Source organism: Hallerella sp., from assembly GCF_022776125.1.
GTDB classification, from domain to species: domain Bacteria; phylum Fibrobacterota; class Fibrobacteria; order Fibrobacterales; family Fibrobacteraceae; genus Hallerella; species Hallerella succinigenes.
Genome location: NZ_JALFIA010000037.1, coordinates 1 through 14536, shown reverse-complemented (window position 1 = coordinate 14536; position 14536 = coordinate 1). Strand labels below are relative to the sequence as shown.

At 48.6% G+C, this 14536-nt stretch carries 10 protein-coding genes; 6 read left to right on the top strand and 4 right to left on the bottom strand.

All coding sequences use genetic code 11. The features are described 5' to 3' along the window. Positions 1–153: 153 nt before the first annotated feature. Positions 154–4398 carry a hypothetical protein gene (locus MR847_RS04870; RefSeq protein WP_287723099.1) on the top strand — a complete coding sequence of 1415 codons (4245 nt, stop codon included), beginning with the start codon at positions 154–156 and terminating at the stop codon, positions 4396–4398. Positions 4399–4929: 531 nt separating this feature from the next. On the opposite strand, the gene MR847_RS04865 is transcribed toward MR847_RS04870, so the two are convergent. Then, positions 4930–5910 (bottom strand): Rpn family recombination-promoting nuclease/putative transposase, encoded by a 981-nt coding sequence (locus MR847_RS04865; RefSeq protein WP_287723098.1) that lies wholly within the window; start codon positions 5908–5910, stop codon positions 4930–4932. 439 nt (positions 5911–6349) lie between these two features. On the opposite strand from MR847_RS04865, the gene trpS reads away from it, so the two are divergent. Next, the gene (trpS, locus tag MR847_RS04860) at positions 6350–7354 is read left to right on the top strand and encodes a tryptophan--tRNA ligase (protein ID WP_287723097.1); all 1005 of its coding nucleotides are present in this window, start codon (positions 6350–6352) and stop codon (positions 7352–7354) included. On the opposite strand, the gene MR847_RS04855 is transcribed toward trpS, so the two are convergent. Together MR847_RS04855 and MR847_RS04850 are read right to left on the bottom strand one after the other, a co-directional pair. Then, on the bottom strand, positions 7331–8785 hold the full coding sequence (locus MR847_RS04855) for an NfeD family protein (RefSeq protein WP_287723096.1): 1455 nt from the start codon (positions 8783–8785) through the stop codon (positions 7331–7333). The two genes, trpS and MR847_RS04855, sit on opposite strands and share 24 nt — an antisense overlap. Positions 8786–8807: 22 nt before the next feature. Continuing rightward, positions 8808–9278 carry a peptide chain release factor gene (locus tag MR847_RS04850; RefSeq protein ID WP_241899543.1) on the bottom strand — a complete coding sequence of 157 codons (471 nt, stop codon included), beginning with the start codon at positions 9276–9278 and terminating at the stop codon, positions 8808–8810. A gap of 18 nt (positions 9279–9296) precedes the next feature. On the opposite strand from MR847_RS04850, the gene MR847_RS04845 reads away from it, so the two are divergent. The 4 genes from MR847_RS04845 to fabZ are packed head-to-tail and all read left to right on the top strand — an operon-like array spanning position 9297 to position 11911. Next, positions 9297–10028, top strand: a complete 732-nt coding sequence (locus MR847_RS04845) for a hypothetical protein (protein WP_100426076.1) — start codon at positions 9297–9299, stop codon at positions 10026–10028. 14 nt (positions 10029–10042) lie between these two features. Further along, a complete protein-coding gene (locus MR847_RS04840) occupies positions 10043–10609 on the top strand; it encodes an NUDIX hydrolase (RefSeq protein WP_287723095.1) in 567 nt (188 codons plus the stop codon). Next, positions 10606–11463, top strand: a complete 858-nt coding sequence (locus MR847_RS04835; RefSeq protein WP_287723094.1) for a UDP-3-O-acyl-N-acetylglucosamine deacetylase — start codon at positions 10606–10608, stop codon at positions 11461–11463. The genes MR847_RS04840 and MR847_RS04835 overlap by 4 nt, the downstream gene beginning before the upstream one ends. After that, positions 11432–11911, top strand: a complete 480-nt coding sequence (gene fabZ, locus MR847_RS04830; RefSeq protein WP_100426079.1) for a 3-hydroxyacyl-ACP dehydratase FabZ — start codon at positions 11432–11434, stop codon at positions 11909–11911. The genes MR847_RS04835 and fabZ overlap by 32 nt, the downstream gene beginning before the upstream one ends. Before the next feature lie 357 nt (positions 11912–12268). Here fabZ and MR847_RS04825 read toward each other — a convergent pair whose 3' ends face one another. Further along, positions 12269–14131 (bottom strand): glycosyl hydrolase, encoded by a 1863-nt coding sequence (locus MR847_RS04825; protein ID WP_287723093.1) that lies wholly within the window; start codon positions 14129–14131, stop codon positions 12269–12271. Between the last annotated feature and the right edge of the window lie 405 nt (positions 14132–14536).

Genomic DNA, 14536 nt, shown 5'->3' with positions numbered 1-14536 from the left:
GGCGTGGCGACGGTAATCCGGTCTGGCCTTGAAGAATATTGTTCTAATCACGAAGAAAATTGCCCGGCAAATAGCGAATATGATCGGGTAAAGAGTCGCCCGAATTGCGATGCTTTGGTCAATAGCAGCGATGTCTGGGTGAAGGCGTCGGGAATGAACTGCCGCACGACGGCTGTGAACCATCAGTGGGTTTGCGGATTGAGCAATGCTATTTCGCTCAAATCGGCTTCGGGATATCCGGATGAATATTGCGACCTTTATTTGCCGACAGAAGATAACTCGATTGCGGCTCCGAAAAATGATGAAACCTATACCCTGTATGCAGAATTAAAGCGCAAGCCTTATACGTTGCATGTGAATTTGGGCGGAACGAATCCGACTTCGGTCAATGTCTATACGTCAACGATCAGCGGGGAATTCAAATCGACAGCGGATTATGAATGCTCGGATGAAACAAACGGTTGCGATATTACGGTCTATGCCGGTTATTACGTAAAGCTCGAAGTGGACGATGACCATGACGAGGAATTCTCCTATTGGAGATGTGCAGGCGATGATTGCACGAATCCGACGGAATCGGGCAACCCGCTTTACATGCTGATTACTTCAAATAATTCGGTCACCGCTTACTTTGGTGAAAATGATAAGCATTGCTTCTATGATTCTTTCGATACAACGGGAACGTCTTGTTCGAGTGGTCAGTATTACTGCGTGGATAATTGCCTAAAGAACGGGTCCAACTGTTCTGTTACGGATGGTGGCCATGCGGCTACGGCCAAGTGGCTCTTGATGAACCAGGAAGCTTCGGGACACATTGAAGTTGCGGACAGCCGGATTTCTTTGATCGGTGGTTCGGATGTGGATTCCGCAGCGTTCATTATGAGCACGAATCAGGCCGGTGCAACGGGCTCGTTAAAAACGATGTTCCAGACCCAGGTAATCGGTGAAAATGAAGATTCCAAATCGGGATTGAATTCCGGCTTTGTAATCCGCTCCAACGACAATGCCACGAACTACTTTATGCTGAATGTCTTTGGATCTGGAAGCGATGGAATTTTGCATGCCCGCCTTTGCAAATCGACTTCTCGCCAATTGACTTCCTTAGGAAATTGCGTAGATCGCGTGATGAAGGATGCAGACAGCAATACGGTTTCGATTTCGACTCAGACGATGATTTTGATGACGGTCGAGTTAGCTCAGGCTGCTTCGAAAACAAGCCTGACTTCGACACCGACAAGCTCTGCGCTTAATGTTTCCATGGAAGTCGGCTTTGGCGGGTATGAAAGTTCGAATACCAAACAGGTGGCGACGAGTTTTGATTTGAGCGACCTCTTTGGCACGACTTGGAACGATCTGGATCATGAATATTTAGGTTTTAAGCTTGGCGATGAAGCGTTCAAAATCTATGACATCGGTTGGAAGAGCGCGGCTTATGCGGATTCCTGCTGGGAAACATACCCGACGGCGAGTTGTTCCTTTAAGGCGAACTATCTAGGTGGTATTGTGCCGAAGGATACGAGCGTGGTTCCGTGGGTGGGACTTTCTTCTTGGTTCCAAAAGAAGAACTGTACTCCGCTCTACTTCTACAATGAATATTCTAGTTCTTATGGCGGAAGAAATACTGCTTCGAAGACGACCAACTCTGTTTATGGCGAATATTACCGAGACGGCAAGGAATATTATTGGCTGTATAATGGCTATAACTTCAATACGGAAGGGATGTATGGCTATGAAGGTACAAAGACTGCGTATCGCTATTATAACTGGTGGACTGGGTCTTGGGTTACTGAAGATTACACGGGTCATTTCTATGATGCCGGTGTAAAGATCTATTGTCCGGACCAGACGCTCCGTTACCATTCCAAAGCAAAATACGCCTCTTATACGGCGGGAATTGCGCGTTGCGGTACCTTCTATGTGGGGAATGTCAAAGCATGTTCCGAAAATGTGACTTTTGACGCTTCGAATTTGAATGTTTCGGCGAATTCGGAAACCGTTGTGTCGGTGGTCAATTCGGCAACGGTCAATGTGCGTGATTCCAAGCTTTACCTTGTGCTCGATAATTCGAACGGCGCGACGGTGACTGTACGATTTATCGATGAAAATGAAAATCGAAGCTTGCCGATTCGTACGACGAAAACGGGAACCGTCAATTTTGACGCCAACACATTGCTTGCGACCAATGCAAGTTCCTCTGCAGATGCGGAAACCTATGCGGTGGAATCTTTCGATGCCCAAAAGGTGACAGGGATTGTCGTGAGCGGGACAAGGTCCTTTACTCTTGTCGGCGCAGGGACGACTTGCACGAATGCGTTGAATATTTCGGATTGTGCTGTGACGTATAATGGAACGTCTTGGGAATTCAGCGCAAGCATTTCGAATGCGACTTCGGCAAAGACGAATGGATGCTCGATCAGCGGAGACTTTGTTTCGGCTGAAACGCAAAATTTGGATTGCCCGACGACATCTCCTGCTACATTCAGCGTGTCGGACGATGTCTATTCGAGCCTTGTTACGGAAACGACCTATAACTTTACGATTTCTGCGCAAAGTGAACATGAAACGGTCTCGTGCAATGCTTCGACGACGCTTTATCCGACAAATCTTGTGTGCTATATTTCTGCGACAGCGGCTCAAGCGGGATCGGGTTCGATACCTTCCTTGACGTATGCGTTCAACAATTGCCCGGCAGGTACTTGTACTTACACCGTGAATTTGACGGGACCGGATGTTTCGGAAGATGCAGAAGGTTCCTTCTATACGGGTTCGGAGGTATCTTCTTGGAGTCCTTCGGGCTTGGAGAATACGGCGGCGCACCCGCTTGCGGCTGGTGAATATACCTATACGCTTACCCCGACGAACCCGTCGAACCTTTCGGGCTGTACTTACTCGTTTACCGTGTCGGAATCGGAAACGCCAACCATTTCGGAATGCTCCGTAACCAGCGCAGGCTCCTTCTCGGCGAGCATTTCGAATGTTTCGGGTGTTACGTATAACTATACGCTCAGTGTGACGGACAATTTGGGAAATGTGATTTCGAATAAGACGGTGTCTGGCTCGACAAACACGACGAACTTTGCGAACAATTCGTTGACTCCGCCGACAGCTGCGGGAACATATTCCTATGCGCTGACGCTTTCGTATGGTGGACAGACTTCGAATACGTGCCAGGCGGAACTGGAAGTGGAAACGCCTAATTCGAGCTCTAGTTCTGAAAATTCGAGCTCTTCGGCTACGGTGGAATCGAGCTCAAGTGTAAAGAGTCTAGCTATCACGTGCGGAATTTCCACCCATAACTATGACATTAGCGGAGGCGATGAATTCTATACGACGAATGACCTGTATTTTATAGGAAAAAATAATGTATCTGAAGACAAAACTTATATAGTCAATGTGTATAACGGTTCTACGTCATTAGGCGAAGATTCGATCTCTAACTGGCAGAATGTTTCGAATCTTGCCTCTTTGGGAAAACTGTCGGAAGGGAGTTATACATTCCATGTGATGTATAATAACGCGGTTATCTGCTCTCATACGATTACGGTAGCTGAACCTGTAGGCTGTTCAGTAAATTCTACAACTATTGGCTTGGGCGAAAATTTCACGTTTACTACGACATACCCCGGTAACTGCTATTGGTCTACATTTACGGCGGATCCAAACGATGGAAGCGGACTTTCTTCTCCACCAGCTTGTCAGTCCTCTTATAGTGTGACTCCGACCGCTGTGGGAACCTATACATATACTTATGGCGTGACTAGTGGGGAATACGGAACGGATTCCTGTTCTCAGACGGTTACGGTGGAGAGAGTCGCTCCGACATTTGCATGCCCTTCCTCTGCTAGGGCTACAATTGGAGCCTCGAACAATGTATCCCTTAGCTTAGGCGATGTTACAGGTTGTGATGAGGGCGGTAGTTATTGTTATTATACGATTACAGGTGATAACGATATCAGTGTTAGCGGTAATAGCTATACAAGTGGAGCTTTGCCTTCCTTTACGGATAATACTGTAACGACAGACGGAACAAGCAAATCGTATACTGTTCGCCTTACTAATTCTGTAGGCGATGTTACACACGCTTGCAGTGTGGAGTTTACCGCAGGTTCTAGCTTCCCCTGTAATGCAGGGAACTCTACCGCAATAGCGAAAGAGACCGAACGTGAAGATAACGCCAATTCGTGTACCAAGTACACAATGGATGGTGCATCAAGCGTTCAGATTGGATGTTGGTGGGCTCCGGAAACTCCGGTTACGGTCAATATTATGAAGTGTGATGGAACAACGACATCTATTTCCCATCCTTGTAAAGATTGGAAAAGTGTCGATGTTGGCGGCCCCTGTACTGTGTATTTACAGCCAGAAAAGAAGATAAAATGGAAATTCAATAACTGGTAGCATTACTTTAAAAAGCGTATAGGCACCCCACTCAAGGGGAGCCTTCCCTTTACCCTTAAACAATCAAAGCCCCAGGACATTTAGGGACTTTTTCATTATCTCCATTCTTACCAATCTGTGGAACAGGTTAGATCGGATGGGGCGGATTACAGCTAAAAAAGGCTACGGAATATTTGCCCAACAACTTGACCCTGTTAGTTCAATGTAGTATTCCGAAGCATCAGCATAGTCTTTTACAAGGCCGACTGAAATCGCTACTCCATTGACCTTTATTACGCATGCACCCGAAGAATTGATGTAACTTGGTTTTGATGTTCGATAGAAACAATAAGAAGGGCTGCTTTCCCAATTATTATATGTAGCTGTGTTCAAGTTATCACAATTTGCATCGCAAGTACAAGTTGAGCTAGAACCTCCGTAGGTTCTAGATCCCCGAATACTTAAAATTGATGACAGATTGTCTATTGGATTTCTTACTAGGGAAAAGAAAGCCTCCCGAAAGGGAGGCTTTTCTACGGTGATTTTTTTCGATTAGGGCTGTTTGGCTTCCAGTTTGGCCTTAAAAATGGAGATTTGCTCTGGGGGCAAATTCATGCCTTGTAGAATATCGAGGGCTTCGCTAAGGCTTTGTGCGCGTCCTTCCGCAAGCCCTTCTGCGCGTCCTTCCGCAAGTCCCTGTGCTTTGGCGCGAATCATTCCACCGGCAAGCCGTGTATCGATTTCATCTTGTGTGATCATATCTTTAGCCTGCCTTGTTAAAAGTTCATCGTTTGCGTTTTCAATTCTTATCCGTTCTAGGGCGCTCCCAAGGACTTTATTGCCGAATCGAGGTAGTTCTTTGCCATCACCGGCATGATTTAGCAAATATAGCCAGGCGTCCATGGTCCCATTGACTTCGCCAATAGATTTTTTGAAGTTGGGGAGACTAATCATAATATACCTATTTTTATTAAAGATAGGTGTTAGGTTGCCGGATTTCAAAGAGTTGCGATTATAGAGAGCCCATTCGTCTATGTACTCTCCTTTGGAAGCCGGAAGGTCGAAGTCACAGATCCATATGGATATTGTCTCGGGAAGCTCGTAGCGCTTGCTTTTGCGAGCATCTTTGGGAAGTGCTAAAAATTCTTCGGAACGGTCCATTTCCTGTTTTCCTTTGATGATGAGAAATGCCTTGTATAAAACGGCTCTATCAATCAAATAATCGTGTTCCGCTTTCTGCATTTCGATGTCTAGAAAGCGCCCGCTTCCTGTTGTTGCAAAAATGTCTAGGATAACTTTTTTGCTTTGGGCGGAATACATGGATATGGTCTTGTCGAAAGAAAAGGAGAGATTCTTGATTTTCTCGTCGCCTTCTAATTCGAGAACTCCGTCCAAAAAATCTTTGAGAGCCTCTTTGCTATCGAAGAGTTCCTTGAAAGCGGTGTCATATTTAGGGTCCATGTAGATTTGACCCTGTAACTGTTCCGGAATCGGATTCTTGCGTTTCTGTTTTATTGGCTTTTCTTGTTTCATACACTTTATAAGACGAAGATAGCGGGGAAAATGAGATGAAAAATTTTGGATACAATTGCGAGCGTTCTTTTTGTCTACTCTTTCCGGAATCTTTTGGATGGTGAATTGGATGCCTATCTGGAAGTACGTTGAGTGTTGTACTTTTTATATTTGCGTGCATGAAACGGGTTTGGCTTTTTGGGCAAGTGATTGCTTTGGGGTTTTGTGGATGCAGTTTGCTTTCGGGACTCAAAAATTCGTCAGTTTACGAAAGCCTTGAAAATCAAACCTTGTTCCAGACGTCTTCCGGGGACAGCGAAAAGATGGCGGCGGAAAAAGGTCGCAACGAAAAGACTTAGAACATGATGAAAATGGACGCCGGCGATGTGGATACTTATGATTCCACCCTTTTCGATTCCATTCCCTAACAGAATTGCTCCGCTTTTCTAAATTTGCGGATATGAAAAAGATTTCTCTTACCGGCATTAAGCCTACTGGAACGCCGCATCTCGGCAATTATCTGGGTGCAATCCGCCCGGCCCTTGAACTCGCTAAAGATTACGATACAGTCTACTTCATTGCAGACTATCATGCTTTGACCACTGTGCATGACGGAAAGGAAATGGCAGACAACATTCACAAGGTCGCAGCAACATGGCTTGCCTGCGGTCTCGATCCGGAAAAGGGCCTTTTCTACAAGCAGAGCGATATTCCAGAAATCTTTGAATTGAGCTGGGCTTTGAGTTGCTTCACTCCGAAGGGATTCATGAATCGCGCCCACGCTTACAAGGCAAAGGTCGAAGCGAACCGCGCAAACGGCGAAGATCTCGATACGAACGTGAACATGGGACTTTATTGCTATCCGTGCCTGATGGACGCCGATATCTTGATGTTTAACGCAGATGTGGTTCCTGTCGGTAAAGATCAAAAGCAGCACGTGGAATTCGCCCGTGACGTCGCCATCCGTTTCAACAAGCAGATGGGCAAGGACGTTTTCGTGGTCCCGGAACCTCTTATTCAGGAAACGACGGATGTGATTCCTGGCCTCGACGGACGCAAAATGAGCAAATCTTACGACAACACGATTGAACTTTTCCTCGATGAAAAGGCTCGCAAGAAAAAGGTGAACAAGATCGTGACGAACAGCCTTCCGCTGGAAGCTGCAAAGGATCCGGACACTTGCAACGTGTTTAATTTGTTCAAGCTTTTTGCAACACCGGAAGAAACGGCAGCTCTCGCTGAAACCTACCGTGCTGGCGGCATGGGTTGGGGCTATGCAAAGGGCGAACTGCAGCGTGTTCTTGAACGTACGTTCGGCGAAGCCCGTGAAAAGTACAACGATTTGATGGCCCATCCGGACCGTATTGACGAGATCCTTCACGCGGGTGCGGAAAAGGCTCGCCCGATCGCCCGAGAACACATGGACAAGGTCCGCGAAGTCTTAGGATACGGAAAGTCGTTCTGATTTTTCGACCCAAATTCTTCCATCGATGATTTCGGTAACGCAGACGGTTTCGCCTGCGTTTATCATTTCTCCCTTGGTCTGTACATCAAAGGACTTGTTCTTGAAACGTGCGTGGCCGACCGGACGGAGAGGCGTTTCTGCCTTGCCGATTTCGCCGACTTCGATGGCGACGATGTCTTCGGTCGGGGACTTCGCTTCTTCCAGATCCGTTTTGAGCATCGGCGTCCAGCCTTCCGGTAAAAGCGGAATCAAATATTTGGAGGCAGCGATGGGGAAGATGGCCGCAATCAAAGCGCACCCGGTGACGTACAAAATAATCGGCATGAGCGACGGCTCGGCTTCTTCTACTCCCGGCATGAACGACGGCAGTTGGCTAAAGTCGAACGTAAACGCAATCGCAAGCCCCATGCACACGATGCCCGAAATGCCGAAAATAAAGGTTCCCGGTAAAATCAAGATTTCGACAACAAACAGAAGAATGCCTACCACAAGCAGGATCAGCGGCAGATATTCGCCGATGTGGTTGGCGTACTGCCCTAGGAATACGGTTGCGAGTAGCACAATGCCAATGATGCCGAAAATGCCGAATCCCGGAGTTTTGAATTCAATGTACAGGGCTCCGAATCCGAGAATCAAAAGGATGCCGGAAATGCCCGCGATGAAGCGCACAAAACGTTCACCCCAGGTAATTTCGATTTCGTGAACTTGTTCAATCGAAAGCGTCTTTTCAAATTCGGCGCGGTTTTGCGGAGTGCCTTTGGAAAAGTGCAGAGCGACGGCTTCTTCATCGGTCATGGTCAAAAGCTCGCCGGAGTCTACGAGAACCTTGGGCGTTCCCCAGAAGTCTTTGTCTTCTTTGCTCCATTTGGCGTATTTGGCCGCGTCCACGGCGATGGTCGAATCTTTGTGCGTAAGTTCGTATACGGAAAGATCGGGCGAAACCATAGCGGTCGAAAGCAGCTCCGGGTAGCCGTTCTTTTGGGCGAGGTTCCGGAACTTGGCGCGGAGTGGTGACTGTATTTTTTCGCCGATGATTTGCGGAGTGCCGTCGCTGTTCTGCACGATAGGGGCGCAGTCACCGATGGTCGTGCCGGGGAGCATGTAAAGCTCTTTGCTTGAAAGGGCTATGAGGGCGCCTGCGCTAATCGCTTTTTTGGAGACGAAGGCGACCGTTTTGGCTTCGCGGATTCCCATGATCGTGTCGACGATGTCGAAGGCTGCGTCGAGGCGTCCGCCGAACGTGTTGATGTCGAAGATGATGTAATCGGGATTCTTTTGCACAGCTTCGCCGATCGCGCGGGCGGTGTAATCGTACATACCGGGGTCGACGTCACCTTCGAGGGTAATCCAGGCGGCGGTCTTTGCACTTGCAAATCCGATGCTGGCGAGAATGGCGAGAAAGAGAATTTGTATGTAATGCTTGAACTTCATTTTATCTGTCCTTAAAATGCGGCTATCTTCTTAGATCCGGCTTTCCCCCTGCTCGACGGAGTTCCTGGATCTTGGCGAGAATCGCTTTGTCGGCATGGAGAATTTTGGTGAGTGCTGAGGGTGTAAGGTCAAAGGCTCTAGCCGCTTCCTTGGTGTCGCCTCCGTTGGCGGCGACAAAGTCCAAAACGTCCGCAATAAACTGCGGATAGGCGGCGTTAGACGGCTGAATGTGTCCCATGCTGCCGGGAAACTTGAGAACGCTCGGGTCTTTGGGAGCTTCTCGCACGTTCAGAGCGATGGCGAGCCTCAATCGGTGCAGCGCATGCACCTTGTTCTCGTTTGCGCTCCGGCTTTCACAGGATTTGATTGCTAAATTAAAGACGGATAGCCGAAGATCGACTCCGGAATTCGTCTTGTTGCGGAATTGTCCGCCTGGGCCGCCTCCTTGGAAACCCGAAACTTTGCAGGCTCGGAGGAGTTCGTTTAACGGCATTTGTAAATAGGTATCGCGATGCATCACAAGAAAAATATAACATTCGGCGCAAAGAAGCTCGTTTTTGTTCTTTGCACGCTCTCTCTTGCCCTGCTTTCCGCATGTGTTGGCCATACAGCCGCTCAGACGTCCGACGCTGTGACTTACGAGCAGACGACGGAACAGAAGCAGCTCATGCTGGAACAGACCTATGCGGACTTTATCGCAAAGGTGGAAGCGAATGTTCCCCCGGAATCGCTTCTCGTGTTTTTGACGGATACGTCTGTGTTCTTTGCCGATACGCTTCAGCGCTATGCAAAGGAAATGCCTGCGGAACAGGTGGAACAGTTACCGCTCGGTGAAATGCTCGCCGTTTTGGTTTACCGCATTTATGACCGGGAACGTGCCTGGGATCCGAATATGAACAAAGATTACCGCATGCTCTCGCTTTTGGCGGGTAAGCAAGGCGTGATCCGCCGTATGACGAATTTGAAGCTTGGACCGTTCGAAATCAAAAAGGACCGCGGCAGTGTAGGCCTTGCGACGAGCCCGAAGGTTCCGGTCATCATCTTTGCGTGGGACGATATCAGCTGGAAGCTCAATGTGAAGGCGACGCTCCCGCTTGTGACAAAGGGCCTTGAAAGTATCGGGATGAAGAAGGAATGGTCGACGAAGGAACTTGCCCTGTACCTTCTTGAAAAGGAATTCCATTATACATACACAAATATCCGCTTTGATGATTCGCTTTTCGATCCGTATTCCACGTTCTAACCGGTTGAAGTTGGATGCCTAAAAATTTGAAGTCTTGGAAAACGATTTCTTCAAAGTCGCTGCTCGATACGCGTTTTTTGAAAGTCGAAGAGGAAGTCTGTGAACTTCCGAATGGAAAAGTCATCCCGGATTTTTATACGCTCTGGCAACCGGACTGGGTGCTGATCCTTGCGCAGACGAAAAATGGCGCATGGATTATGGAACATCAGTACCGCCACGGCACAGGAAAGATAGCGTTAGAATTCCCGGCAGGAATTGTGGATGCGGGAGAGTCTCCGCTTGAAGCGGCCAAGCGTGAATTGCAAGAAGAATGTGCTTATGCAGGTGGGAAGTTTGAATATCTTGCAGAACTTCCGATGAATCCGGACCGTCACCGAGGACGTTTTTTTGTGGTGCGTGCGACGGGTGTCGAACCGCAGGGTAATACGCATTTTGATATGGGCGAAGAAATAGAAACGCTCTTGTATTCGACGGAAACGGTCATCGAAAAAATGCGTTCCGGGGAAATTCACCATCCGCATCAGATTGCGGCCTTTATGCTCTACGGAATCGATCCGCTGCAGGGGACTTTGCACAAATGAAAAAGACAATCTTTGAAACGGAAGTGCAGGGACCTTCCTTGTCGAGTGAATGTGCCGCTGTAAAAATCCTGTGCGACCGTGCACGCCATCCGAAAATGGAATGGTTTGCCAGTTCGGGCGAAAGCCTTTGGACGACGGTGGATTTGGATTCGTTCAAACGTTTGGAATTCTTTTCGGAACGTTCGACCGGTCTCCGTAAAAATGCGGATTCTTCGCTTGCGACTTTTGAACATTTGACGCCAGTCCTTTTGATGTATCCGCAGTCGTACTTTGAAATTCGGGCGCTGTCAAAGGAACTTCCGATTTTGGATGGAAGTGCGTATCCGTGGTATGAAGCGGTTCGAAAGATTGCTGGGCTTCCGCAGGATCTTGTATTTTATGACGCTCCGATCCGCGAACGTTTTGACTGGGGCTACGGCTTTATGGAAGTGAGCCCGGCGGATTCCTTGGAAATAGAATATTCGATTTCACATGGTTCCTATGCGGATGATGCTTATGTGGAAATCTATGAAGCGGAAGACCTGGTGAAGCTTTTCCCGGCGCGCACTTTTATTTTTGAAGATGATTTTGAAAAGGCTCGTGCCGAAGGGCTTCTTGCCGGTGTCGATGGCAGTTGTGGACTTTTGCTTTGCGAAGAAAATGGCAAGACTTCAGTGGTGGCTGGAGAAAAGTTCCGGATGCCGAATGAACCGGTGATGCATAAAATCCTCGATTTGATTGGGGATATTGCCCTTCCAGCGCCTTTTTTACCTAGATTACGAATTAGGATTCACAATGGTGGGCATCTTGCCCACCGCAAATTGCTAGAGAGGATTCTAGAATATGCTTACAGATACACTCCCCAAGTCGACTAAGCCGGGCGTTCTTTACGATTATGCGGCGATTCTTCAGATCTTGCCGCATCGCTATCCGTTCCTGTATATTGACCAGGTCCTTTCGATGGATCTTGAGGCGGAAGTGCCGACGATTGTGGCTCAAAAGAATGTGTCTTTTAACGAACCGTTCTTTCAGGGACATTTCCCGGGAGAACCGGTGATGCCTGGCGTGATCCAGATTGAGACGATGGCTCAGGCAGGTGCGATTCTTGCCGGTCTTCGCTACGAGACGGAATGCGCGGGGAAGCGCCCGGCGTTTATGGGCGTGGATGCTTGCCGTTTCCGTCGTCCGGTGCGTCCAGGTGATACTCTCGATGTGCGTGTTTCGCTCGATAAGATGCGTCGCGGTATTTTGTTCTTTACGGGCGAAATTCGCTGTGGTGATCAGGTCGTTTGCAATGCGACCTTCAGTGCGACGATGATCTAAAGTTCTAGTTCAAAGCGGGACTCTACCGCGCAGGTCGCGCAAGGCATCCGACTCTCCACTCGGCTCGCTTTGCTCGCTCAGCGATCAAGAGCTTAGACCAGTCGGCTTTCATTCGCTTCGCTCATGCGCCTCCGAGAACGCTGAGCTCGTTCCGATTCGGACGCCATTCGCGACTGAAAGGTTCTTGTTTTGAAAGAAAAACTTTTGTTCAAAGCGGGACTCTACTGCACAGGTCGCGCAAGGCATTCGCCTCTCCACTCGGCTCGCGGCGGCTTTCGTTTGCGAAGCGTGCAGTTTACTGTAAAAGCAAAAGGCTCCCGCGAGGGAGCCTTTTCTGTTAAAACTTGGGTGTTTTGCTTAGCGGATGAGAATCTTTTGAGTAGCGCTAAAGTTTGCACCGTTTACGCGGACAATGTAAACGCCTTGCGGAATTTTAGAAAGCTGGACTGTGTGCGTTCCGGCAGAAAGGTTCGTGCCGATGTTCTGCACGAGCTTTCCTTGCAACGAGAAGAGGCTTGCGTTCGAACGGGACGGGACTGTGAGCTGCAAGGAACGTCCTTGCTGCGAAAGCGTGACTGCAGAGCTGCGGACTTTGCTTGCCGGGGAAATGCTGACGTTATAATCTGCCCAACCCGGCATGTCGTCAAGCGCGATAATGCGTTCGTCGTCCAAATTCTTTTTCCACATGTCGGTAGGCGTCTTGTCGAGGAAGTTTCCGCTCCAGGTTTGGCTCCAGGTCATCCAATAGCTCCAATAAGCCTTGTCTTCAGCAATGCTATCGATGTCTGGAATTGCACCGTTTTCACTCAACGCAATTAATTTGTTTGTTCCGACTTCGCTAATGATCTTGTTGTAATAATTGGCACCAGAGTTGTGGTTGAGTAGGGGATCGTAAATATCGACTGCGACAATGTCGACATATTCGTCGCCTGGATACCATGCCCCGTTGAGAGCGCTGTAATCGTAACCATAAGTCGGATCCGTGTTGATGTTCCAGACCCAGAGCAAATTTTTTACGCCATTCGTATTCACCATGCGGTCAAAGACTAAACGGTAAAGCTGGACGTAGCATTCTGCGCTGGCGACGCCCCACCAGAACCATCCGCCGCTTGCTTCGTGGAGCGGACGCCATACAACGGCGATGTCTTTTTCTTGCAGTTGCAGGAAATAGTTAGAAACGATATCCACGTCGTTGACGATATTCTGGTAGACTTCGGAAGAAGTGTTGATTTCTTTACAGGTGCTGTCGGTGAATGCAAGCGTGTAATTGAAGCAAGTGTTGTTGTCGGCTGTCTTTGTGACGCCTTCCGTGCAACCTGCATTCTTGTAACCGTTTGCCTGGGTGTAGAAAATGGTGTCTTCGCCGACCTTCCAGTGCCATGTGAATGTCGGGATGCCGCCCTTGTTCCACAGTTCTTCGGTCATGACGAGGTTGTTTTCGGTGTAGCCCTTAAACCAGCCTTCTTCGTGGCGACCGCCTGCTGCAAAGAGCATGTCGAAACCGCCGATGGCGGGATAATGGCCGCTACGGTTATAAAATTCGGCAATGTCTGTTTGACCGGTCCAAGCGACTTCTGCATCGCTGTATTTGCAGGAATCTGCTGGAGTGCATTCGCCGGCTTTCAACAGCTTCATATTGCCGTAGTCATAATTGAAAACTTGATCGCTGATCATCATGCCGCTGATGGTCTTGGTTCCAAAGTTGTCCTTCAGAAAATCCAGGACTTTGTATGCGGCTTCTGTGGCGCCTGGGGTGACTGGCGTAGATGAAATATTGAATACAGGGTCTGGGTGACGTTCGACGGAAACATAGTCAACGCCGATGGCTCCGTTGCCAACTGTAATCGTATTTTCTCCGGCCTTCATTTTTGCAGATGCGGTGATGGTATATACGGAGTCGCAGGTGCGCGGGGTGGTCAGCATGGAACCTGCTTCAACGCCATTCACGAGAATGACGGAAGTTGTCCAATCATACTGGTGAATGAGTACCTGGGTGGCGATGTCGTACATGGCCGTTTCGTCTACTTGGACAGTAAATGTCATGGCTTTGCTGACTTGGACGTATTTTCCACCAGAATAAGAATAGGTGGCGTCTGAAGTAATGGCGGATGTGTCTACACCAGATTGTTCTTCGGCTTCGTAAACGGTAGGGGTTGCATGGGCTGAGGTAATCAAGGCAGCCACAGCAAAAACGGTTAGGGGTAAAGTTTTGAGTTTCATGAACACACTCCTTTAGGTTTATACAATATAAGTTTATGAAACGTTTTTTTGTATTAGTGTCCGGGTAAATCGTCGAAAACGCCTAGGCCCTAGAATTTGTACGGTCTAGACTTTTATTTTGCCGTTGCAAGTCCCTTCCGGATGTCTTGGTTTCAACATACGAAGCGATCCTCGCCCTGTGCGTCGTGCCGTCCTTGTGAAAGACGAACGTCGCCATCGTCCAAGTTCGCGTGCTTCGGCATGAAACTGTCGTCTCCAAAGATCGACTCTCTCCTTTTTGCGGTGGCATCCCCCAGCGTGCTCCGCTTTAGTACGAGCCCATTCGCAGATGCGTCCACGCGTCAAATACTTCCTGTAACCTTCTCCGCCAGATTCCGTGCTGATCTTGAGGACTTCGTCCCTGTC